Origin of the sequence: Chryseobacterium sp. KBW03 (assembly GCF_003852415.1) — a bacterium.
In the GTDB taxonomy this organism is placed as follows: domain Bacteria; phylum Bacteroidota; class Bacteroidia; order Flavobacteriales; family Weeksellaceae; genus Chryseobacterium; species Chryseobacterium viscerum.
Map to the genome: position 1 here is coordinate 79,448 of NZ_QAJO01000007.1, position 22,001 is coordinate 101,448.

At 34.5% G+C, this 22,001-nt stretch carries 26 protein-coding genes and 1 riboswitch; all 26 genes read right to left on the minus strand.

The genetic code is table 11. The annotated features are described in order from the left end of the window. Window positions 1–152 precede the first annotated feature (152 nt). The gene (locus tag DBR39_RS16300; RefSeq protein ID WP_124534844.1) at window positions 153–1,151 is read right to left on the minus strand and encodes a T9SS type A sorting domain-containing protein; all 999 of its coding nucleotides are present in this window, start codon (window positions 1,149–1,151) and stop codon (window positions 153–155) included. Window positions 1,152–1,283: 132 nt separating this feature from the next. Further along, the gene (gene ribB, locus DBR39_RS16305; RefSeq protein ID WP_124534846.1) at window positions 1,284–1,931 is read right to left on the minus strand and encodes a 3,4-dihydroxy-2-butanone-4-phosphate synthase; all 648 of its coding nucleotides are present in this window, start codon (window positions 1,929–1,931) and stop codon (window positions 1,284–1,286) included. A 92-nt stretch (window positions 1,932–2,023) separates the two neighbouring features. After that, window positions 2,024–2,149, minus strand: a riboswitch (FMN riboswitch). Window positions 2,150–2,275: 126 nt separating this feature from the next. After that, entirely contained in the window at window positions 2,276–2,716 is a 441-nt protein-coding gene (locus DBR39_RS16310; RefSeq protein WP_124534848.1) for a DUF1801 domain-containing protein, read from the minus strand. A 2-nt stretch (window positions 2,717–2,718) separates the two neighbouring features. Further along, entirely contained in the window at window positions 2,719–3,132 is a 414-nt protein-coding gene (locus DBR39_RS16315) for an SMI1/KNR4 family protein (protein ID WP_124534850.1), read from the minus strand. Window positions 3,133–3,483: 351 nt separating this feature from the next. Then, window positions 3,484–4,260, minus strand: a complete 777-nt coding sequence (locus DBR39_RS16320) for an alpha/beta fold hydrolase (protein ID WP_124534852.1) — start codon at window positions 4,258–4,260, stop codon at window positions 3,484–3,486. Between the two features lie 151 nt (window positions 4,261–4,411). Then, window positions 4,412–5,656, minus strand: a complete 1,245-nt coding sequence (locus DBR39_RS16325) for a hypothetical protein (RefSeq protein ID WP_124534853.1) — start codon at window positions 5,654–5,656, stop codon at window positions 4,412–4,414. Window positions 5,657–5,754: 98 nt separating this feature from the next. Continuing rightward, entirely contained in the window at window positions 5,755–6,585 is an 831-nt protein-coding gene (locus DBR39_RS16330; RefSeq protein ID WP_124534855.1) for a hypothetical protein, read from the minus strand. Between the two features lie 621 nt (window positions 6,586–7,206). Then, the gene (locus DBR39_RS16335; RefSeq protein WP_124534857.1) at window positions 7,207–8,214 is read right to left on the minus strand and encodes a DUF2268 domain-containing putative Zn-dependent protease; all 1,008 of its coding nucleotides are present in this window, start codon (window positions 8,212–8,214) and stop codon (window positions 7,207–7,209) included. Between the two features lie 37 nt (window positions 8,215–8,251). Further along, a complete protein-coding gene (locus DBR39_RS16340; protein ID WP_124534858.1) occupies window positions 8,252–9,022 on the minus strand; it encodes a hypothetical protein in 771 nt (256 codons plus the stop codon). A gap of 80 nt (window positions 9,023–9,102) precedes the next feature. Next, on the minus strand, window positions 9,103–9,606 hold the full coding sequence (locus DBR39_RS16345; protein ID WP_103232609.1) for a DinB family protein: 504 nt from the start codon (window positions 9,604–9,606) through the stop codon (window positions 9,103–9,105). Window positions 9,607–9,639: 33 nt separating this feature from the next. Further along, window positions 9,640–10,023 carry a 5-carboxymethyl-2-hydroxymuconate Delta-isomerase gene (locus DBR39_RS16350; protein ID WP_124534860.1) on the minus strand — a complete coding sequence of 128 codons (384 nt, stop codon included), beginning with the start codon at window positions 10,021–10,023 and terminating at the stop codon, window positions 9,640–9,642. Between the two features lie 132 nt (window positions 10,024–10,155). Next, entirely contained in the window at window positions 10,156–11,772 is a 1,617-nt protein-coding gene (locus tag DBR39_RS16355) for a serine hydrolase (RefSeq protein WP_124534863.1), read from the minus strand. A gap of 115 nt (window positions 11,773–11,887) precedes the next feature. Beyond that, window positions 11,888–12,691, minus strand: coding sequence for a hypothetical protein (locus tag DBR39_RS16360; protein ID WP_124534865.1), 804 nt, complete (start codon window positions 12,689–12,691; stop codon window positions 11,888–11,890). Window positions 12,692–12,693: 2 nt separating this feature from the next. Continuing rightward, the gene (locus DBR39_RS16365) at window positions 12,694–13,227 is read right to left on the minus strand and encodes a hypothetical protein (protein WP_124534867.1); all 534 of its coding nucleotides are present in this window, start codon (window positions 13,225–13,227) and stop codon (window positions 12,694–12,696) included. Further along, window positions 13,196–13,726 carry a hypothetical protein gene (locus DBR39_RS16370; protein ID WP_124534869.1) on the minus strand — a complete coding sequence of 177 codons (531 nt, stop codon included), beginning with the start codon at window positions 13,724–13,726 and terminating at the stop codon, window positions 13,196–13,198. Before DBR39_RS16370 ends, DBR39_RS16365 begins: the two co-directional genes overlap by 32 nt. Before the next feature lies 1 nt (window position 13,727). Further along, a complete protein-coding gene (locus tag DBR39_RS16375; protein WP_124534871.1) occupies window positions 13,728–14,501 on the minus strand; it encodes a hypothetical protein in 774 nt (257 codons plus the stop codon). A gap of 23 nt (window positions 14,502–14,524) precedes the next feature. Further along, window positions 14,525–14,899 (minus strand): VOC family protein, encoded by a 375-nt coding sequence (locus DBR39_RS16380; RefSeq protein WP_124534873.1) that lies wholly within the window; start codon window positions 14,897–14,899, stop codon window positions 14,525–14,527. An 18-nt stretch (window positions 14,900–14,917) separates the two neighbouring features. Then, entirely contained in the window at window positions 14,918–15,457 is a 540-nt protein-coding gene (locus DBR39_RS16385) for a dihydrofolate reductase family protein (protein WP_124534875.1), read from the minus strand. Between the two features lie 85 nt (window positions 15,458–15,542). Further along, window positions 15,543–16,304 carry a phosphodiester glycosidase family protein gene (locus tag DBR39_RS16390; protein WP_124534877.1) on the minus strand — a complete coding sequence of 254 codons (762 nt, stop codon included), beginning with the start codon at window positions 16,302–16,304 and terminating at the stop codon, window positions 15,543–15,545. Between the two features lie 63 nt (window positions 16,305–16,367). Beyond that, window positions 16,368–17,024, minus strand: coding sequence for a hypothetical protein (locus DBR39_RS16395; RefSeq protein ID WP_124534879.1), 657 nt, complete (start codon window positions 17,022–17,024; stop codon window positions 16,368–16,370). Window positions 17,025–17,061: 37 nt separating this feature from the next. Continuing rightward, entirely contained in the window at window positions 17,062–17,820 is a 759-nt protein-coding gene (locus DBR39_RS16400; RefSeq protein ID WP_124534881.1) for a hypothetical protein, read from the minus strand. 77 nt (window positions 17,821–17,897) lie between these two features. After that, a complete protein-coding gene (locus tag DBR39_RS16405) occupies window positions 17,898–18,539 on the minus strand; it encodes a hypothetical protein (protein ID WP_124534883.1) in 642 nt (213 codons plus the stop codon). Between the two features lie 50 nt (window positions 18,540–18,589). Further along, window positions 18,590–19,069: a hypothetical protein gene (locus DBR39_RS16410; protein ID WP_124534885.1), complete on the minus strand. Its 480-nt coding sequence runs from the start codon at window positions 19,067–19,069 to the stop codon at window positions 18,590–18,592. A gap of 187 nt (window positions 19,070–19,256) precedes the next feature. Next, entirely contained in the window at window positions 19,257–19,817 is a 561-nt protein-coding gene (locus DBR39_RS16415; protein ID WP_124534887.1) for an SHOCT domain-containing protein, read from the minus strand. Between the two features lie 173 nt (window positions 19,818–19,990). Then, window positions 19,991–21,247 (minus strand): serine hydrolase domain-containing protein, encoded by a 1,257-nt coding sequence (locus DBR39_RS16420; RefSeq protein WP_124534889.1) that lies wholly within the window; start codon window positions 21,245–21,247, stop codon window positions 19,991–19,993. A gap of 94 nt (window positions 21,248–21,341) precedes the next feature. Then, window positions 21,342–22,001 carry a DUF2461 domain-containing protein gene (locus DBR39_RS16425; RefSeq protein ID WP_124534891.1) on the minus strand — a complete coding sequence of 220 codons (660 nt, stop codon included), beginning with the start codon at window positions 21,999–22,001 and terminating at the stop codon, window positions 21,342–21,344.

Consider the following 22,001-nt stretch of genomic DNA (forward strand, 5'->3'; position numbering starts at 1 on the left):
ATAGTGCAGACCATTACTGCAGATTATTATTTTGCTAGAAAAGAATAAAGACTGAGCTCTATCTGTTCTTAGGCTGAAATAGCTTCCATCCTCCAACCTCCAGCTTCCCTACCAAAAAAATCCCGTTCAATCTGTTGAACGGGATTTTTTTTTTATTTCTTAATGAATTTTGTATTCTTTTTATCAGCCGTATTTTTTCCGCTGATCTCAATAAAATAAGAAGCTGGCGGAAGGTCTGAGATTTGTATGTTTCCTGATTTTACATCTGAAGTTTTAACCAATTTTCCATCCAGGCTGTAAATATTTGCTTTTGAATAATTATCGGTATTTCCTTTAAAGCCAATAAAATCCTGTGCCGGGTTAGGATAAACGATTAAATTCTCCTTCTTTGCCGCATTGCTGATAGACAGGAATGTTTCGCTTAAAGCCTGTGCACTTGAAGTCGACTGGTTGATCCCTAGCAATGGTACACTGATATTTCCACTTGTATTGCTCAATAAGGCATATCTGTGAGAAGCGTCATAATAAGCATATGCTGTATTGGTAACTGTTCCGATCGGGTTGGCATAAATAACATCAAAAGATGCATATAAATTAAAGTTCTGAGTATACTTTACTCTAAGAACGTTACTGTATGTCTGATTTCCTACAATCAATGTTCCGTATGCATCTGCCTGAGTTGCCAGAGTACCGCTGAACAATCCGTTGGCAACAGATGAAGTGAAGGTTCCTTTAGCAGTGTCATTCTGAGCCGGTCCATAGGCTGTCGGATAATTATTATAAGTACCGTTATCTACACTGAAGTTTAAAGTAGCCTGTGGATTTACAATTCCTGTAATTTCCAGCTTAGTTGCAGATGCTTTATAATAAATAGTTGTTGTTCCATCTACCATTTTAATTGTAGAACCCGGAAATGTTGTGAGTTCAGGAGAAGTAGGAGCAGAATAGGTAGTTTGTGAAGAAGCACCCATCGTAAGGCTTCCGTTTGAAAACGTAACATTAGCACCTGTTGCAGAGTTGTTTACAGTTCCGTTTAATTGATTGTAGTTAACAATATCTCCCGAAATAGGGTCATTGGCTGCTTTTGTCAGCGTAATCTGCGCAGAAAGCATGGCAGAAGTTCCCAATAGAATGAGTATAGATTTTTTCATAGTAATTTTTTTGTTAAAGTTAATTAAAAACACAATTCGAATTTTAATTTAACTTGTTTTTGGTTAAATATTTAAAGAAACCGCCGAACGATCATATCATCCGGCGGTTCTGTACGTTAAATATATTTAAGTTTAGTTGCTCATCACCATTTTACGGTATGCATAAATATCTTCGATGGTCACGACGCACATCCCTTTTTTGAGGGCGAAGTCTACGATTTCCGGAAGCCTTGCCATAGAACCATCTTCATTTGTCAGTTCACAAAGTACGGCATCGTTGCCCAGATTGGCCATTTTTACAAGATCTACACTGCCTTCGGTATGGCCGCGTCTTTCAAATACACCCCCTTCTCTGGCGATCAGAGGAAAAACGTGTCCCGGGCTCGCAATATGTTCTGCCTGAGCATCTCCCGCTACAGCTGTTCTGATCGTTGTTACACGGTCTTTAGCTGAAACCCCTGATTCCACGCCTTCTCTGGCTTCAATAGAAATAGTAAATGCAGTTTGATTTTTTGAATTGTTGTTTTCCACCATCGGACGAAGGTTGAGGTGGCGGCTTTTTTCCTCAGAAATGCATAAGCAGACGATACCGCTGCATTCGCGGATCAGAAGTGCCATGTCCTGTTCTGTAATTGTAGAAGCGGGAAAGATGATATCACCTTCGTTTTCGCGGTTTTCATCATCCACTAAAAGAATACCTTTTCCCTTTTGTAATGTTTGAAGTGCTTTTTCTACACGTTCTTTGGAGGTAGCTCCGAATTGTTCTAATAATTTTTCCATGTTATTTTACTTTTAAAAGTTAAAATAGTCTTCGGTACATGGAAATGAAATACGACACAGCAAGAGTCCATAAGGAATCTTATTGGTCATCTCATTTTCTTCTCCCATCCAGACTTTAACTGTCGGTTCCGGAATTTCACCAGATCAGTCCTTTCCGAAGAAAGGAGTCGCGGACTGTAACCGCCGGTAGGGAATCTCACCCTGCCCCGAAGAAAACTTATACTAAGTTTTGTTGTATGTTGTAATTTAAATTTTTATTTCATTGAATTATATTTAACGCACAGACCGCTAATTTCGGGAAGTTTTTTGAATTGGAGAAGAGATTTATTATTAATTAGCTTGCCTTATTTTTCTCTACAGGCACATTCATGATTTTCATTTAAATAAGCAATGGTTGCTTTGCACATTTTTTCTAAGGTGCTAATGTTGATATCAGAAAGCTTTTTGATGTAGATGCAGGCTTTTCCCATTTTAAATGTTCCAAAGTCATCTAACAAAAGCTTACTTTCTTCAGTTGGGGAATACACATAGAGGGAAAATTCTGCTTTACGTGGTGAAAACCCAATGAGAGGCATATCGCCTTCATGTCCGCTTGCATATTTATAATGATAACTGCCAAACCCTATAATGGTTGGTCCCCACATTTTAGGCTCAAATCCAGACCATTCGCTCATCAGTTCTATTAATTGAAAGCTGTCTGCTTTTTTTTGCTCTTTTTCTACAAATGAGTTAATGAAATCGGTTACGTTTACGTCTGTTTCGTTGGTTTTATTGGGTTTAGCCATAGTTATTCATATTCTTTTAAATAAGTTACCAGTTTTTTCTCAATAAAGTCGGTGAATGAATTGGCAACTTTTATTGCTTTAGGAGGTTGGTTTTCGTGGGCAAAAATATAAATGTGGTGATTCTCTAAATTGTAAAGCAACTGATCTCCATCACCATACAGCCAAAATTCACCTAAGGTCAAATACTGTTTTTTTTGAATTGTTTCATCAGCCAGCTCTGTAAAGTTAATTTCTACTCCTTCCAGTATAAGCTTTGAAATATTTTGAAAAAAAATGGACAGCTCATCTGTAAGTTGTATAGAGAGTTCTTTTTCTTTGGCTTTAATCATATCGGGTTGTACACCCATCTCAATACAATCAGAATCACTGTATGATTTTGTGAGCTGTTTGAAAAACTTAGGATATATATATTTCAAGTAGCCAAACTTATCTTCAACGGCTTTCTGAAGCTGCTTTTCTTTTTGTTTTTCTTGTTGACAAAAATCCTCAAATTCCTTTTCCCATCCTTTTTGATAAAGGTCTGATAAATGAGGAGTTCTATTTTGGGATTTTAACCATTCAAAAGCTCCTAATTGTCCTATGTATAGGTTTCTGATACCACTGAAGCTTTCTTTAGGTTTTATACTAAGAAAAGCTCTTCTGCCACAGATTTTTTCTATATCATCTTTATAGGCATTAAACCATTCAGCCCACTCTTCAGCAGCGAGCTTCCCTTCTGACAGATCTGTAAATTGTTTAATAATCCCTTCCTGTGTCGTGTTCTGCTTTCAAACTGTTTTTAATACATTGTCTAAGATCGTATTGAATTCTTCAGGCTTTTCCAGCATAGGATAATGGCCAACTCCTTCAATGATTACGTAATCATAGTTTTTCAAATATTTGCGGTTGGCTTCCAGATTCGTAGGAGAAGCATCAGAATTGATGGCTATTACAGGGACCTGAACCTGTTTTGCAATGGTATTGAAATCAGTTTTATATAAAGGTCTGAGTAGATTAATTGCCAGTTCAGGAGCATTCTGAAGAAATTCGTGCTGCAATCTTTCTTTTACATCAGCAGGAGTTTGCTCAACGAATAAATATTGAGGCAGGAAGTTTTCCACAGCATATTTAAAATCTTTCATGTACTGAGTAAATAAAATTTCTTCAGCCTGCTGTTCCGTAAAAGCTTCATCCAGATTTTTTAGGGTATCAACCAGAATTAAAGCTTGTACCTGTGGGATTTTTAATGAAGCCTCAAGTACGTAAGCTCCGGACATAGAATGTCCTACAAGAATAATTTCATTTGAATTGAGAGCATCAGCAACAGCTTTAATGTCATCCGCATATCCGGAACTTGTCCATTCCTGTCTTGATGAATCAGATTTTCCGTGTCCCGCAAGATCCATCTGTACAATATGATATTGATTGCTGAAAAATTTCTGAGAGTCGGTCCACCATTCGGTGTTGCCAAGCCATCCGTGGATGAAGATCAATGTTGTATTTCCGTTTCCGGATTCTTTATAATGGACTTTCAGACCGTCTGAGGATATTGCATATTTTTCCATGTAAAACTGTTGAATTGGTGTGTTATGTTTGTAAGCCTAATTTACAAAAAGACTCTTAAAGCTGAATCTATTATTTAATTTGAAAGGGGGGGGGAATGACTGCACGCTAATGTTGAGTTGAGTACTGATGCAGTCATTTTTAGTCAGTTATTTACCATTTCCAGATCTGTGGCTCATCTTTCCAGATCAGCAATCTGAATTCTTCATAAAGTTTTCCGTTGCCAATGGTATGGGTATCCCTGTGTCCTTTTCCTAATTTTAGTTTGTGCAGAATACCTGAGTGGGCGGCTACCCATAGTGTTTCTTCATCGTCAGAAAGGGCCATTCCGGTAATGGTAGAGCCTAAAAAGTGTCTCCAAAGCTGTTTCCCGTTTTTATCAAATGCTTTGATGTAGCCATAGGCATCTCCCAGAATATAATAATCTTTTGCAGCAACCCCTTCGTATACTCTCATTTCTTCATCAATGACTGTGAAGTCATCACTTTCTGTGTACGCTTCAATATCTGCCCCTACATATTGATCAGCATTGATGCCAATAGTAATCCCATTGTAGAAATGACATGAATTGGTAATCAACTGGCTGTCATCTTTTGCAAACAGGCAGAAATGAGGATAAGACGATTGTGGTCCTATAGCTCCTAATGTATTGCCTTCATGATCCAATATTCTGTGATCATAACCCTGGTCTCCGACTACGATATAAGCGTTGTCGTTGGATAATGCTGCATTTTCCATATCGATCTGAGAACTCCAGTCTTCTTCTTCATCTTCATTGATTGGGTGGATGAGTTTTTTCTCCCTGTTTGAAATCAGGAAAATCCCGTCTGAGGAAACAACAACGACTTTGCTTCCGTCATTGAAAGGGTATATATCAGTAATTCCAAAATCGGGGTTTTCATCCAATTCAAATTCATTGATGAGGTCTCCGTTCCAACCTTTGTATAAGGAAATTCTATGTGAATCTGCGATTGCAAAAACATCTCCCTGCTTGGATTTCCCGATAGCATGGATGTTTTCATCAAGCTTAGTGATCATCTCCTGATCAAGAAGATAAGCCTGCCTTTTTTCATAAGAACTGCCTGTCATGAAAACTATTTTTTCATCAGAAATAAAGTGTAGATGTTCAATATTCTGAGCTTTATTTTCCATTAACGGAATGATAGGGGTATGAGCAGGAGGAAAATGCACTCTGAAAACTTCTGTTTCTCCATTTTTATTGGCAGTCTTAAGTAATTCAAAAACTTCGCGGACAATTTCTGATCTTTTGTCTTCAGGTTCTTTACCTTTCCAGTTTTCCCATCCGTTTTTTTCACCAAACTCAATCATTTCATTGATTTCTTTTGCATAGTGTTCCCCTTCCGAGAACCATTGTTTTTGGATTGTAGTGTTATACATTGAATTGTATTTTTATTTATGAACTTTTCTGGTTTAATTTTGTGTTAATATCGTTCTAATATAAAAAAATAAACACTGCATCATGGCAGTGTTTGTTTTTATTTTTTTGATTTAATACTGAAAATAAGCACTCCGTATGAATTTCCGGAAGTATCTTTTATCTCACATTTGAAGTAAATCAGGTTTTTCAAATATTTTTGGTGGAAAACTTCAGTCAGGAAAGTAATCCCTGTTGGAAGTGCATTTGAGGCATATCCTTCAAGGCTTTCTATTTCGTAGGACATTTCCCTGTTGAGGAAGTTAAATATCTCCTTTAAAATACAATTGGCTATAAATGCAAAAGGGACAATAGGATAATTTTCAAAATGTCCTTTACACTGGTTGGAGGTAAAAGGTTCTGTTGAAATAGTAAAATGATGGGGAACTTCCGTATTGATTATTTTACTTTGAGGGAGGTTCTTGTCATGATACTCCACCGGAGCTGTAGTGTGCAGATCTTTATAAAAAAGCTCAAATGCTTCCTGAGCTACAATATAATAATCTAATTCACCGGTATATAGAAGTTCATCGGATTGGCTGTCTCTTATATGAATATAAGATTTCCCTTTTCTGTCAGATTCAAGAATGCTTTCGTTGGTGATAGTAGCCGCTTGGGGTTCTTTGAAAGATAATTTTCTGATTCTTACTTTTTCTCCCAGGAAATAAATTTTCTCCCTGCTGTTATCATTAAGAAGCTTATACAGACCAAGGCTTCCTAGTGAAAATAATAGCTTTACCAGGTGAGAGAAATTTTCGTTTTCAAAATTCCAGTTTTTTATTTCTGTTTCAATCTTATGGTCTCTGAAACTAATGTTTTCAGGAATAATGATGTACGGTGCTGCTTCTCCAAGATAGGGAATGATGTTTTTTTGGATGTCGGTTGTTGTCATGTGAATGAGGGGTTATTAGGTTACTAAATTTATTTTTCATTTGTGGATAACTTTTTTTCTTGTGGGTAATCAGCTTATTTAAAATTTGAAATGTGTTTTATTTTTTATCTGATCAATTCTAATGTTTTTTCGACTGAGTGGGAATGTTAAATTATTGTCATTTGGTTTATTTTTAAGTATATTTTTCTTTAAATCAGTATTTTAATTTTGATTTAAATAATTTATTTCTATTATAGGTGAATTGTTTTTCTAATGCAATTTACAAAAAACAATTCAAAAATAATGATGGATCAATGTTCGTTATTATGAAAATTATGTAAAAAAAAGGTGGATAACTTATCCACAAAACTTATCCACATGATTTTATATTGTGGAAATCCTGCAAAAACCGATATGTATTGTAAGTTTTTAAATATAAGTTGATTATATCCATTTTCTGCAGTAATTAAAAAGTTATCCATACTTTATCCACAAGGGGTAATAGGTATGTGAAAAGTTATCCACATATTTTAATAATAGGTGGATAGATAGCTGTTTTGAGCTCAAGTGATCATTAAATCAATAAATTATAGTCTTTCTGTGAAGTTGATTTTTTTATAATGATGATAGTATTGTGGATAACTATAAGCTTTCGATATATTTTTCATAGCCACTCTTTTCCAAGAGGTCTTTTGGAGTCATGTTATAAACATCTTTCCATGAATCTGAACCGTGTTTTTCTACATATTTTTCAATAATTCTGAATCCAAGCCAATAGTTTATAGATTTCGGAGCTTCCGGAAATAATTTAAGCTGATCATTTCGAAGTAAGGGATTATTACCGGAGGTATCGGAAAAATAGGGTTTCAGCTTTGTGAAAATTTCTTTTTCATTTTTAATATACCAGGCCCAGTTTTCCTGAGTCATATTTTCAACAGCTTCATATTTTCCTATCTTCCTGTCGAAAAATACATACGCAAAATAGCAGGCAAAACCTTCATCGATGGTTTGGCTCAAAGCAGATTCTCCATCCAGATCAGCTTTTCGGAAATGTTCATATACGATGTGGTTCAGCTCATGAGGAAGACCTTTTTCAAGCGCATAGAGAATGTCTAGTCCTTTATTGTTGAGCTCTAATGCAAACTGCTCATCATTACAGCCGCCAAAAGCAATTCCTGTCAAAGGAGTAAACAGCAAACTTATTTTAGCTTTTGGCTGAAAAGGAACCAATGTTCTGAATTTTGTGAGTGTTTTCTTAAATGTTTTTTCAACATTAATACCTAAAAGAAGATGGGTTTTTTCTTCAAACTGTTTTTTATTGTCTCTGTACAATGTTTTATTCCAGGAGATCATGCCCTTTGGATTGTTGAAAAGCCGTCCATTTTCTTCACCAAAGATTACCCCATAGCAACTGTCCCAAAGTTTTTTATGGGGTAGATAAACATTATTAACAATCCTTGTAGAGTCATATTTATTGTTTTTATGAGCAAGAAGCTGATGTTTAAATAAATTAAGGATTACAATATTCTCAATTTTTACACTGTCGGGAATCTGCTCTATTTTTTTCAAATCGATGCTTTGAGCAATCAATGGCCGTGTTGAGAATAATAGAAAAGTAAGAGGTAATAAAAACAGAAGGCTTCTTTTCATATATAAAAAATTTAGATTGATTTATCCACAAAGTCATTTATTCAAGAGGACTGATAAGCGTGAATGATTTTTTATCCACTTTATAAAATACTCCATTTTCTGTAGATCGGAGATTTTTAAATTCAGAATTTATTTGATGAAATTCATCTGATTTTAGATTCCAAATAAAAAAACTTGTTTTGTCTTTATAGGTAGAATGAAATATAATATTGCCAGATTTTGTGGATACAGATTGTGCACCTATACAACCGGTAGGGACTTTATGGCTGATAAGATTCAAATTGTTCAGGTCCAGTTCCTGCAATGAAAAATTTCCATAGCCATTAAAAATGACTTTTCCATTCCCTTGATTGGCAACACAATAACAGTCTATCAATTTATCATTTAAAGTGCTTGAATTAAAACCAAAGACTTGTTTTCCATTAAGATTGAATACAGCCAAAGCATCATAATCCGGTTTGTAACCTTTTAAAACGCCTTCGTCAAAATAGGAGACAATGATTTTTTTGCCATTTATTTTGATATCATTAATTGAGTTCCCAATATTAAATTTTACTTTACAGTTTCCCTCATAGTCAATGATTAAAGCATTTTCTACTGAGTTTGGATGATGAAATACAATTAAAATTTTTTCTTCATTAATGATTTTAGCCATTACAATATCAACCCCTAATTCTAATGGGGTTTTTATACCAAGGGTAACGATTCTGTTTTGGGAGGTTACAGCAATAAAATTCCCAAGGTCACCTGTTGAAAGGTATTTGATGTTTTCCTGAAATAAGTTGAGTTCAATGGTTTTAGTCGTCATAATTAAGTCTACCAATCTTTAATTCATTTGCCAGTCTGCAGAATATTGTTGTTAGTTGGGGAATAATAAAATTAGGGTTCCTATTGCTGATCCTTATAAATATTCCAAAAGTTAAAATCAGTCATGGGAGCATCTGTTATCCCAACATTTCTTCCCATAGTTACAATCTGTCCTCTGTGGTATGTTCCGTGAAGAATGGCGTGCTGGATGTATTCATATTTGGAAAAATCACACTGAAACCATTGGGATTCTATCTTCACATTTTTTGAAAGATCTTCTTCAGACAGGCTTTCCACATAATCTACCAGCTTTTGTGAGTTGTTTTTTATAGCATTAAAAATATCTTCTTTACTGGTGGTTTCTGTAGTTTTAGTAAAATCAAAATCATTGCTTTCAGAAATCTGGCTCCACCAGTATTCCTGGCTCTGCCAGATATGGTGTAAGGTTTTTAAAATAGTAGGAAAACTTGAAATTGTTTCCTGGTTAAGTTGCTCGTCGGACTTTGTGGATAACCAGTCGATGTATTTGTTGACTACCCAATTGTTGTACTGTGCACTTTTGCTGACTAATGTTTTTAAGCTCATATTATTACTATTTAGTGGTTTACATGGAAAGTATTATAATCCGAAATGCCGGTTTTTATCTGTGTTTTCAGGATTGATGATTGCTTTGTTGCTGTAGGTGGCGGCTTCAAAATCACTAATGTTTACAGAAAGGAAAGAAATATCAGTCAATAGCTCGGAAAGGCGGATACTGATTTTATTTGAAAGATGGGCTTTTTGTTCTGTGGTGCGTCCTTCCATAATATATCCGAACACATGCAGAAAGTTTTTCTTATGAGTCCCCAATCGGTAATATTGATAAGGCTGAAGCCTTACTTTGATGTCATTGGGAGCAAACAGACCTGTTTCATCAGCCACTTCATATACAGCATCCATTAGCTCATCTGGTGATTTCAGCTGAAGAATATCCTGTGAACAATCTATAATAAAATGAGGCATAGATTATATTTTGTAGTTTGATTTTGTGTGACATAAAAATAATAAAAAATATCAACGGAAATTCAAAATAAAAACCGTCCTGTTTTCAGGACGGTTAGGAAATGTATATTTTTTACTTTACAGGCGTCAGTTTTATTGAATAGATTTTTTGATGCTGTATTGTGGTTGTACTGTGTTGGTCATGTCAAGAACGATATCATAAACTCCATCTTCAGGTATTGGAAAATCATAGGCATCAAAGGCAACGCTTTTGCCATCATTATTCAGTCCTAAATTATATCCCCAGTCGTTATTATACCTGAATTTAAAGTTGCCTTTATTCAGTTTATAATTTTTCAGAAAATAAATAGTTGGATTTTTAGGATCTGTCTGTAAAGGGATGTCTTTGTCTTTTCCATCCCAGCCGATAGGAGTAGCATTTCCTATGATTCCCCAGGAAGAGGTATTGGTATTTCTTTTGGCTGTTTTCACAGTTCCATCCCAGAAATGAATGACAACAGTGTTTATTTTTCCGTTTTGATCTGGTTGAAAAGTGCAGGTGAATTTATCATCCAGTTGAAATGATGTATTGCTTACCGGTAATAAGGAATTTCTTGAATAGCCTCCTTCTTTGAAGATCAGCTGGCCATCAGTAGCGGTTATATAGAAGTTTGAATTTTCCGTAGAATAAACGCCTTCCAGCTTTTTTAAGTCTTCTTGACTCACTTTTACAACTGGTGGAATTGTATAAGGTTTATTATATACTATGTTTTCAACTTGAGGAATGATAAAATGAGTGTGTGATAATTCTGAGTTGGATATTACGATAAGGCAGATGTCATCCTCTAAAACCCTATAATATCTGCTTCTGTAACCTGGTCCACCACCGTCATGACCCACTCTTTTTTTACCAAAAACAGACGAAATCTGAAAACCTAATCCATAGTGATCTTTGAGGTAAGGGGTAAAAGCTTTCTCTAGGGTTTCTTTTTTCAGGATTGTATAGTTCTTGAGTGCTTCGTTGAATTTGAACAGATCGCCGACCGTTGAATACATAGCTCCTGCACCAAAAGGGTGATCAGTTTTGAAACGTAATGCTTCGTTAGATCTTTTATCAGATAGAAATTCATATCCTAATGCTTTGTTTTCATCGGTAACAATATTGAAGTGAAAGCCACTGTGATCCATTTTCAAAGGCTTCAGAATATAATTTTCTATAGCTTGGTCATAGTTCAGGCCTGAAACTTTTTTAATAATATAACTGAGAATATAATACCCGGAATTGGAATAATCCCAATCTTTACCAGGAGAAAAACTCAAAGGCTTTGCAGAAATATATTTTATAAAGGTTTCCTCATCTACAGTGTACTCAGAGTTTGTATCATTGGGAATTCCTGATGTATGGGAAAGCAGATTAGCAAGAGTGATGCTGTCTCCTTTTGGAAAATCCGGATAATACTTTGAAAGTTTGTCGTTCAAAGATAATTTTCCCTGTTCTTCCAGCTGAAGAATCACTGTTGCGGTAAACATTTTTGTAGTGGAGAAAACCCGGTAAAGGCTGTTATTGGTATTTTTCTGTTTTTTGGGAGCATTTCTGTATCCGTAGCTTTTTTCAAAAATAATTTTTCCTTTTTCAGCAATCAGAACAGAACCACTAAACAAACCCGCCTTTTCATAGGTGGTGAATAATTGTTCCAACTGTTTGGATTTTTGAGAAAAAAGAGGACTGGCTGCAAGCATTACAATAATGCAGGTTACAATGGATTTCATGTATTTTTTTTAAATAAGACACTTTTAAGTGTGATAATATTACATGTGATTTCAAAAAATATTTTAATGATGAAAAATTGGAGAGTTAAATCTGTATTGATCTTTTTATTTTCAATTATTTTTTAATAGTTTCTGTATCTGTAGATTCAAAAGGAATGATATGCTCATCGATGAGTTTGTTTTTAAATTTCTGAGCATAGGTATGAGCAAATTTTTCTTTTTCACTTTTTGAAATCCGGAAATAAAAATCCATTCTCTTTTCTTTTTCATCATAGTCTATATCTTCATCTTCATCTTTGTTTTTATATCCTGGCTTCTCAACAACTTCCAGATAATGAACGTAATGTCCGAATTCATGAGGTAAAGTTCTGTAAAGTTGTGTATTTCTGATATTTTCAGGGATAAATTCTGCGATAAAGCTTCTTTTACTTTCGGCAAAGACATGACCATCGGCTTTTAACCTTTCAAATTCCTGCTGATCTTCAATCGTTTGTTTTTTAGGCCAGAATAATTGCTTTTCTATATCAATTGCATCTAGTATGATGGCTGGATAATATTCATCCTCAAAATCATAACTATAAATTAACCTTCCCCAAACAGGTGAAAGAATTTCTTCCTTTCGTTTAGGCTGTCGTAAAATAATAAACTTCAATTCTCCATAATCTTTTACGGAAATGTTCTCTATAATTTTTTGAATATCGTCTATGGAACAAGAATGGATCGAATTTTCACGAGTCTTTTCAACCACAAATACAAACTCGTGGTTGTTGATGATTCGGATTTCTTTTTTATAATCGGTAAGCTTTTCATAAAAAGATTTCAGATCTCCATAAGGAGAGGAAATGCTCAGTTTATTATTTTGGCTATGACCTTGATTTTTAGTACCGATATTTCTATTTCTTCGGGTTGGATTATACATCTTTAATACCACATTTTTTTTATTTCATCTGCAGTTTCATTTGCTTTGCTTTCAGTGATCCAGTTAACGATTCTTGTTTCGTTATTTTTTTGTACCAGAACAACAGAATACGTTGAACCACTCAACGAAAAGTGATAACGGACCCCAAACTTATACTTTTCTACTTCAAAATTTTTTACCAGAATCTGATCAATTTCTTTTTTTAGATAAGTTTTGGGAGCTGTAAATAATTTGTTTTTATATCGGACTGTTATTTTTTCGGGTTCTATCTTGAGAATTGTTTTTCCGAAAGTATTCCATAACCAGATATACAGGAAAAGCATAAAAAAGGCTGCAAAAGGAATAACGGATGAAATATAGTTTAAAATAAAATAAAAACCATCCGCTTGAATGCTTAAAGGGATAATAATCAGAATAATAAAAGAGGCCATGAGTAAGCCTAAACCCATTATAATGGTTACTGCCCAATTGGTTTTATTTTTTATGGTATGGGTTATGGGCATATTAAGTAGGTTTACTGTAAAGTTTTCTTTCATACAGCTTTGTCTTCTCAAGCCCGAAATTGTTCATCCTAACTGTTGGTGAATCCAGCTCCCAAACAGGAAGATTCGAGGAAAGGTGATCTTTTAATTTTATGATTCCTGGGGTTACCTTATCATCAAATTCATAACTTTTTTCATTTGTAATGATTTCCAGTCCGGATTGTTTTTTATCAAACGGAGAAGGAATAGTAAATGTATATACGGAAACGATTTCATCCCATTTTACAAATTCAGTTTCTTTATTCTGCTTGAAGTAAAATCCACTGTTTGTATATTGAAAGATTCCATCATCTTCATGTAATTTGTCCATTTCTTTTTCAACGGAATTATAGTCTTCTTTTTCGTCAGGAGAATAGAGTTTTGCCACTGAAAATATAAGAACTACAAAACACAGAAAAATAACAGCAAAGGAAATTTTTTCGTCATCCAAAATGGGATAATAAAAAAGGGTCAGAAGTAAGACCAGACTACTGGCTGCAATTATTTTTTTCATGCTATATTTTTTCAAAATACTTACCAGTAAACTGATACCGTATTTTTTTGTCCGTAACTTTATAATCATCAAGGATTAGTGGAATGCTGATGATTTTCTTTTTAGCATCGTATTCAATATCGTAATTTCTGATCTCATTATCCCGGTTAGATTTTGCCGAAAGATCAATTTCGTAACCAAGTTGGTTTCTGATGCCGGTTTTCGTTTTAATAAGTTGGGCATTACTGTTGAGTTGGCCGCCATCAATGGAAAAGACTTTTATACTGTGGGAAGTGAGGGCAGAACTGTATACCGCTGTATTTTGAGCGAGGTAATATTTTTTATCCTGTGATACAACATCGTTGATCTGATAATAAAATGTTTGTGGATCCATTTCACTGTTATCACCTATTATTTTAGAATATACCTTCTGATCAGATTCATACTGGAATATATTTCTAAAGAAGTGCATGGTTCCTCCGTTCCATGTATCCCAGGAGTAAATCCTGAACTTGCCATCTTCTGAAGAAGAAACCTGCAGCCCATTTTTTCTGAGCGATTTAAAATCATGTCTCATCGTTTGGGGATTGGAGGTGTGCTTTAACAGTAGCTTTTCGAATTGATTATTGGCTACCGTAAGCGAGTCATAAGCGTTTGTATTATGATCGAGATCAGCATACCAGTGACTGATTTTCTGAAAAGAAAGATCCAGCTCTTTTTCAATAGCAGCTATACTTTGTCCGGATACGATATTAGACAAAAGCAGAAAGAATAAAATTCCAGCTGTTTTTTTCATGGTTTATTAGTGTTTGTTTCGTGTTATTTTTTGCTTTTTAATTGGAATACATTTCCCTCAGGATCGGTTCCGTCACACATCCAGAAGGGATAGTTGTCAAAAGTTTTGATTTCTCTCATCTGGATATTTTTTGAGATCAGTTCATTTCTCGCCAATTCTATATGGCTATCAATTTCAAAAACGATTTTGGTATTGCTATCAAAGATATACCCGGGTTCTATTTTCTCAAGATATTGATCTCCGATTTTGTGCAACCCTATCTGCGCAGCTCCTGCATCAAGCAAAGCCCAGATCGGATCTTCTTCAATCACTTTCAGACTAAAGTTTTCCACGTAGAAATTTTTGAGCAATGGTACATCTTTTACATAGAGAATGATGGTACTAAGCTGAGCATTCATGTTGTATCAATTTTTAGGTTAGGCTTCGTAGATAAGCTGTACTACACCAGATCTGAAAACATTCGTTGTAATCAGCTTTAAATTTAATTTTTCCTTTATATCTTCAAAAAGAGGTTTCCCTTTTCCTAAAGCAACCGGATGTACAGATATTCTGTAAGTGTCAATAAGATTATACTGAATAAAGGTTTTAATAAGACTTGCCCCTCCGTACAGCCAGATGTCTTTTCCACCCTGATTTTTTATTTCTGAAACTTTTTCCGCAATATCAGAACTGATAAAAACAGCCTTTTCATTTTCCCTGTTTTGACTGGAAAACACAAATTTATTTTTTGAATGAACGGATTCCCATAGTTTTTGCTCTTCCGGACCTGCATTTTCCTCAGGCTGATAATTTCCCCATGCATCATAACTTACCCTTCCGTAAAAGATGGTGTCTATCCCTGAAAGAAATCCATCAAAGTTCATATCATCATCCATTATGCACCAGTCTGTTTCTCCATTGGGACCTTCTATAAAACCGTCTAAAGTAGTGGCAAGATCTAATATTACTTTTTTCATTTTATAATACGTGTTGAATATTTTGAAATACCATGAAAGATAGGGAAATTTCTCCTTTTTTATGGCAAAATGAGATCACTTTGTTTTATTTTTCAGACTCTGTAACTCCTATCATTACCCCGAAATTTCCGTCTTTCTGAGTCCAGTTTTTTTCAGGAAGATAGGTTCTTGAAACGTAGCCATCAAGATAAAGAGCATCTTTACAGCCTAAATTTTTGAAAAACTGTGCTAGGGTATAAAAACTGACTTCTTTCTTAGACATCGCAAAAATGAGTTCTCCGTTTTCCAGAATTCCTACGCCGTTTCTGATGTTCAGATTTTTAGAATTTTTCTGAAAAATGGGATTGATTTTTCCATCTATTAGAAGCATAGGCCCGGATTGGGTAGCGTATCTGATGTTTTTACTTTGCCTGTATTTTTTAGTTTCAACAATTCCTGCCCGTTTGTTTTGGGTTAAATAAAATATTCCGTTAGGCTGAAGATAAAAGTTTCCGTTGCCTTGCAGGGTGTCTATAGGTTTCAGGGTTTTACAATTTTCAATATACAGACCTTTCGGAGCGTTGTCGGTCTCAAACATTCCTCCGTTCATAGCGAACACTAATTTTTCTTTTCTAGACTGAACATCAAGATTAAGATGATCAATGCTTTTCAGGAGTTCACCTTTATCATTTTTCCAATACAATTGTATATTGTGTTTCTCAGGATTCACCTGATAAGTAATAAAACGATGATCATCCTTTACTTTTTCTTTACAACAAAAGCTAGAGAAGAGCAGCAGTGAAAGGAGAAAGTAACGGATTGATTTTATATTACATCTCTTGTTTTTTATTTCGAGAGTCTTGGTCATAATGTAGTTTTCAAAACAAATATATTGCTTTCTGCTTATTCATTAAGACCGTTTTGTGGTATTTCAGTGTTGATGTTTCTTGCGTAAAATAATTAAAGCAATCAGAAGCATGACGATCACAAATGTTGAAATATAAATGATTATTTTGTACCTGCTATTTTGTTGGGTAAGCGTTACTATTTCTTTGTTCTGTTCATTGATTTTTCGATCGGATTGATTAAAATCGTCCACAACCCAATCCGTAAGTTCAGCATGATTGGATGCATTGGAGCTTTCGGCTAATTTTTTATATTCAGCACTTAGAGATCCCAGTTCCTTTAATTCTTCCGGAGAAAGCTGATCCAGCCTTTTTTGTACAAAACATTGACTGGAGTAGAGGAGTCCGGTATCTTTTTCATCATAAGCGAAAATTAAATATTTCCCTTTTTCTGTGAAAAGAACATCACAAGAATGCAGAGGAGACCCGAAAAGAGTAGCACTCTGTGTATAAAATTCATCGTAGTAATCTGACTTGTAGATCTTATTGATTTTTACTTTGCTTAGAATATTTTGGGCAGTTTTGAATCCCGAAGGAACTTCTGTGACATCATATACTTCACCGATAAAAACAAAATCTGCGTTTTCAAACGAAGACTTCAGAGTGGGGTCACCATTACATTTGCAGGCAAGAATCTTCACAGAAAATAATAACAGAGAGAATAAAAAAAGTCTGAATTTCATGGAAATATTTTTTTTCTTGATTGAAGGAAAGGGTGAATTAATTTTTATTTTCTAAATAGGTATCATTGATACTCCCATCAAATTCATTAGAAATGATATTCCCTAACTTGTATCTGAATTTTGTTTTAAAATTACCACTTAATCGAGGCTCAAATACAGTTGCCATTTCTTTTGGCTTTAAAACGAAAAATTTAATACCTGTTCCACAAGTATATTTTCTGAAATTATATATTTTTTTCCATTGATAATTTTTATCTAAAGCTTCCAGCTCTAATATCACATTGTTACCAAAACCAATTACACGCTCCTTCCCTTCCATGTTATAAATGGTAACAGGAAATCCATCATAATAAGTCATAATGATTGGAATATCCGTTGAAGGCTTTAAACCTACAGATAAACTATCTATTTTAGCATTATAGGCTGCGGTTGATATTTTTGTAGTATCAATATCGGTTATAGTTAACGGTGTTTTTTGGGAGGTATCTACAAAAATTCGGAGATCTTTATACTGACGCTCATTAAATTCTTTATTAAGAGCTATGAAATCCTTATTCCTGTAATTTCTTTCTAAAATTTTACTATATAATTCATTATCAGTATACTTGAGTTTAATATTTTTTTGAGGATGACCTATATACTGTATTTGCTTATATCTGAAAAAATTGATGTCTTCAGTTTTTTCTATCGTAATGTTATTTAGATCTTTTTCGTAAATATATTTAGGAAAGATTATTTCCTGTGACCATAAAAAACAGGAGAAAAAAACAAGACAAACGGTTATACATCTTTTCATTCGGTTAAAAGTTTTTTTGTAAAATAATAAAACCGTCCTTATAACGGAACGGCTTTACATATATTGTTAACGTACACTTAGCGGTAAGGCATATTGATTTCTTCAATTTTTGCTCTCAAATCTCCAATGGTATAGGCTTCTGGGTTGCATTGAATTTCAGGAATATTATGGGCCGATAGGAAATCATTTAAATCATCACAGTTTTGCAGAATATTAAATTCTTTGTTTTCTAAATCTAAAACAATTCCTTTGGTTTTTCCATTAATGGAATAAGTAAGAGGACTTAATGCTCCTAAAAATGCCTTCGACCATAAACCTTTCATGTTTTCTTCAAAATAAATAAATCTCCCATAGTTCAAAACTCTACAAAACCTTGAATATTGGTCGGGATCATATCCATTGTCTTTCTTGTTGGTGTATTTTCGATAGGTCTGAAAATACATTTCCCCTTTATGCGAAACGGCTAAGGGGATTCTCACTCTTTTATTTTTTTCTTTAAAGTAAAAGAATGCTTTTTCCGGCAGATCAATAGAATCGCACTTTTGACAAGTTTTGACGTAAAGTTCCTCGGTTGATGAAGGTTTTTTATTTAGCACATCTTCTAAGGTCATATAAATACCTTCTGGAAAATCTCCTTTTCTGATGGATTGATACTCTTTTTCCTGTCCGGTTGCTATGTTGAAAATAAAAAGTAGACAAAATAAAATAGAGAATTTCATGGTTTTTATTAGTTTTTTAGGTCAGCTAAATTACAAAAAAGAAAGGAAAACTATTTTGTAAACCGTAAAGTATGAATCGCTTTTAAAAGCTCATTCTGACTTTCTTTCGTTAGGTTTGTTCCGTATAGGTTGAATCTGATTTTTCCTAAGGATCCAGTCTTAATGCTGTCAATATAAACTCCTGCCATCCCTTTTCCAACTTGTTTTGGCTCTAATATTTTTGCCTTGTATCCATCAATTTTTTTATAGGTTATTTTACTTTTGATGAAATCCTCCTGATTTGCATTTGCATTGAGGATCATAAATGCGGTAGTGTCAGCTTCTGGATTTACTTTTAAAAGCTCGTTCAAATCTTTTCTGCTAATAATTGCATCTGTAGGTTCTTCCAATGAGCTTGAATAAGGTCCGTAATCATAAAAAATTGAATCGTTATTTTTGGTGACGATGATTCCGGCATTGCTATCGTAAGCATCCGTTTTTAATTTGTTCCAGGTTTTTGGAGTCTGAATTTTAAAACTGCCAAAATCCATTGATTTTGTCTTTTGAGAATTCTCAGAACAGCTTAATATAATAAAGAAAACAGTAAAGTATAATGTTATAATTTTCATAAGGACATGGCTACAGAGCCTCAAATTTATGTATTATACTCATATTAAACATATATAATTGTGCAAAAAATAAAAACCGCTCTGTTTTCAGAGCGGTTATGAATGATATCTATTTTTCAGCCATTATTTTATCTTTCTCCTTCTGAAATTCTTCTTCGGATAAGACTCCTGAATCTTGCAGTTCTTTAATTTTTTTCAATCTGTCATATTTAGTTTCCGAGTTGAGATGTTGGGATTTTTCTTTCGGTAAGAATTCATCGGGAATAATCAGTTCACCAGATCGGATGGCATTTTCCAGATCAATTTCATAGTTCATGAGGCCGCTTCCAATTTTAGCATAATAGACAAAACCATTTTTTTTGCTGCCTCTAGGCATTATTTTCTTGACTTTGAATGTCAGTCCGGAATTACTTCTTTTAAAAGAATTGGCCTGATTGGCAAGTCCTTGGTATCCCGTAGTTGAAGAATAGTTGAATAACGAGGAGGCATTGGTTCGGATAAATTTAAAATCCCCATCATTCATCGAGCCTGTCCCGATTTTCAGGTCTAATCCTTCATATACTTTAAAACCGGTTGAGATGGTAAGGGTATCATTTTCAAATTTGGGGGTGCTTTGAGCGTAAGAAATTCCAAAAATAAGGAGCGTCAATAATACGGCTAGTCTTTTCATTGTTTTATTTTTAATATTCAAAATTGAAAACCAAAAGTAAAACAAGTGGTGAGGTTTGCCTTACGGGAACCCCTTATACAGGGGATTGCTATTAAAAAAACAGCAAATTCATATGTGTTTTATAAAGATAAAAATAGCCCTGCAGGCCAACTTATTGTTTGTTGTTTAAAATATTATTTTTTTAACCTGCTCAGTGCATCCAGTTTTATAAAATACTCATCCAACAGATCATAAATGGCTTTTTGGTCTTTTCCCGAAACCCTGTTATCCCAATCTGTATTTACGATAAGGTACCTGCCCATCTTTTTATCCTTAAAAAACCAGATCACGGAATTCATTCCCGGATCACCGCCAGTGTGTCCAAAATTGCCGGTAGAGCCAAAGCCCATTGTGATCCCCATATTGTATTCGTCACTATATTCACTGGTGCTTCTGTCCTTGAAATTGTTGGCTTGAAGCTGAGGAGTAAAATATTCTTTATAACTTTCTTTAGAAAGAATGCTTCCGTTTCCATAATACCCTTTCATGAGTTCCAGAAGGTATTTGCTCATATCGCTTGAAGTGGTCAGCAGTCCTCCGTCAGGATACGTATTGAGTGAATAATAAGGGTAGGGTGACTGTTTATTGATGAATGTCCGGGTATATTTTGAAAAATTGATGGTAGTAAAGCTCCAACCTGAATGGTTCATTTGTAATGGTTCAAGAATATATTTCGTGGTAAATGTATTGTAAGGCATTCCTGTTGCTTTTTCCAAAACCAGTGCTGCCAGCGTTGCTCCAATATTGGAATAATTAAAAACTTCACCAGGTTTGTTTTCTGTAAATACCTCTTTAGAATACCATTTTCCTTTTTCGCTGAGAGTATGAATCAAAAATTCTTCAATTGAAATTTTTGCGGAAGGTGGATTGAATTTGGTGGGTGAAATATCAATATGTAAATGGCTTGCAAGATCTATCGTATCTTTTAAAACAACTGTATTATTCAAATAAGCACTATTATCATTGATAGAAGAGGTATGGGTGGTCAATTGCCATATTGTTATTGGGATTTCCGGATGATAGGGATTGGTTACTTTAAACGGGAGATATTGATTAACGGGATCATCCAGTTTTAGTTTCCCCAATTCCTGAGCTTTGAGGATCGCAATACCAATCAATGTTTTTGAAACTGAAGCTATATTTTGAACGGTGTTTTCATCATATTTTTGAAGAGGGTTTATGGAGGCAATACCGAATCCGTTTTGATACAAAACATCACGATCATTCACCAATGCCACTCCAAATCCATTGAAGCTTGCATTCTTACTAATTTTCGTTAGTTTATCTGTTAATTCTTTTTGGGTTCTGATGAATTCCGGTGACTGTTTTTTCTGTGCCTGGCAGAAAATAATCATTAAAACAAAAAGAAGAATGTAATTTTTATTTTTCATATGGGCATTTACTTAAAAACAATTTCAACCTCCTAATTATTACATATTCAAAACTTTATTTTAGTTTTTAGATAGTAGTATAACTGGTTCAGAATTAAAATAAAGGCTCCCCATTGAGATCTGTCGACAATACCTCACTCATATAATCAAAAAAAGGACGCATTGCCAGTAAGGTGAGAATAACTTCCTTTTGAAAATTGTCAGATAAAACTTCCTTATCAGTAAACCTCCGCATAACCAGGAATTGCTTTTTTCTGATTAAATCTATAGCCGGATGATTTTTATCAAAACCTCTTGGTGCCGTTTTTACAGAATCGCCTTTGAGCTCTCCGAAATATTTTACGAAGGTTTTGTCTGAAGTAATCTTTTCAATTTCTGTGCTGCTGATTTCAAATTCTTTACGGATACGGAGTAAATCCTTTGCTTCTGGACCCCAAAACCCACCTCCCACAAAACTGTTTCCGGGTTCCAGCTGAATATAATATCCGCCTCTCAGCATAGGCTTGGAACGGGAATATCCAACTCCAAAATTGTTTTTATAGGGTGTCTGATCCTTGGAAAAACGAACGTCCTTATAAATCCTGAAAATATGGATTCCTTTGAGCTGATCATGCTCCTGAAGTTCGGTATAGATCTGATTGAAAAAAACTTTATTTTCTTTCACAATCTGATCATATTCAGATTTGTGCTTCGCAAACCATTCGCGATTGTTATTTTCTTTTAAATGATTGAGGAATTCAAATACTTTTTTCAT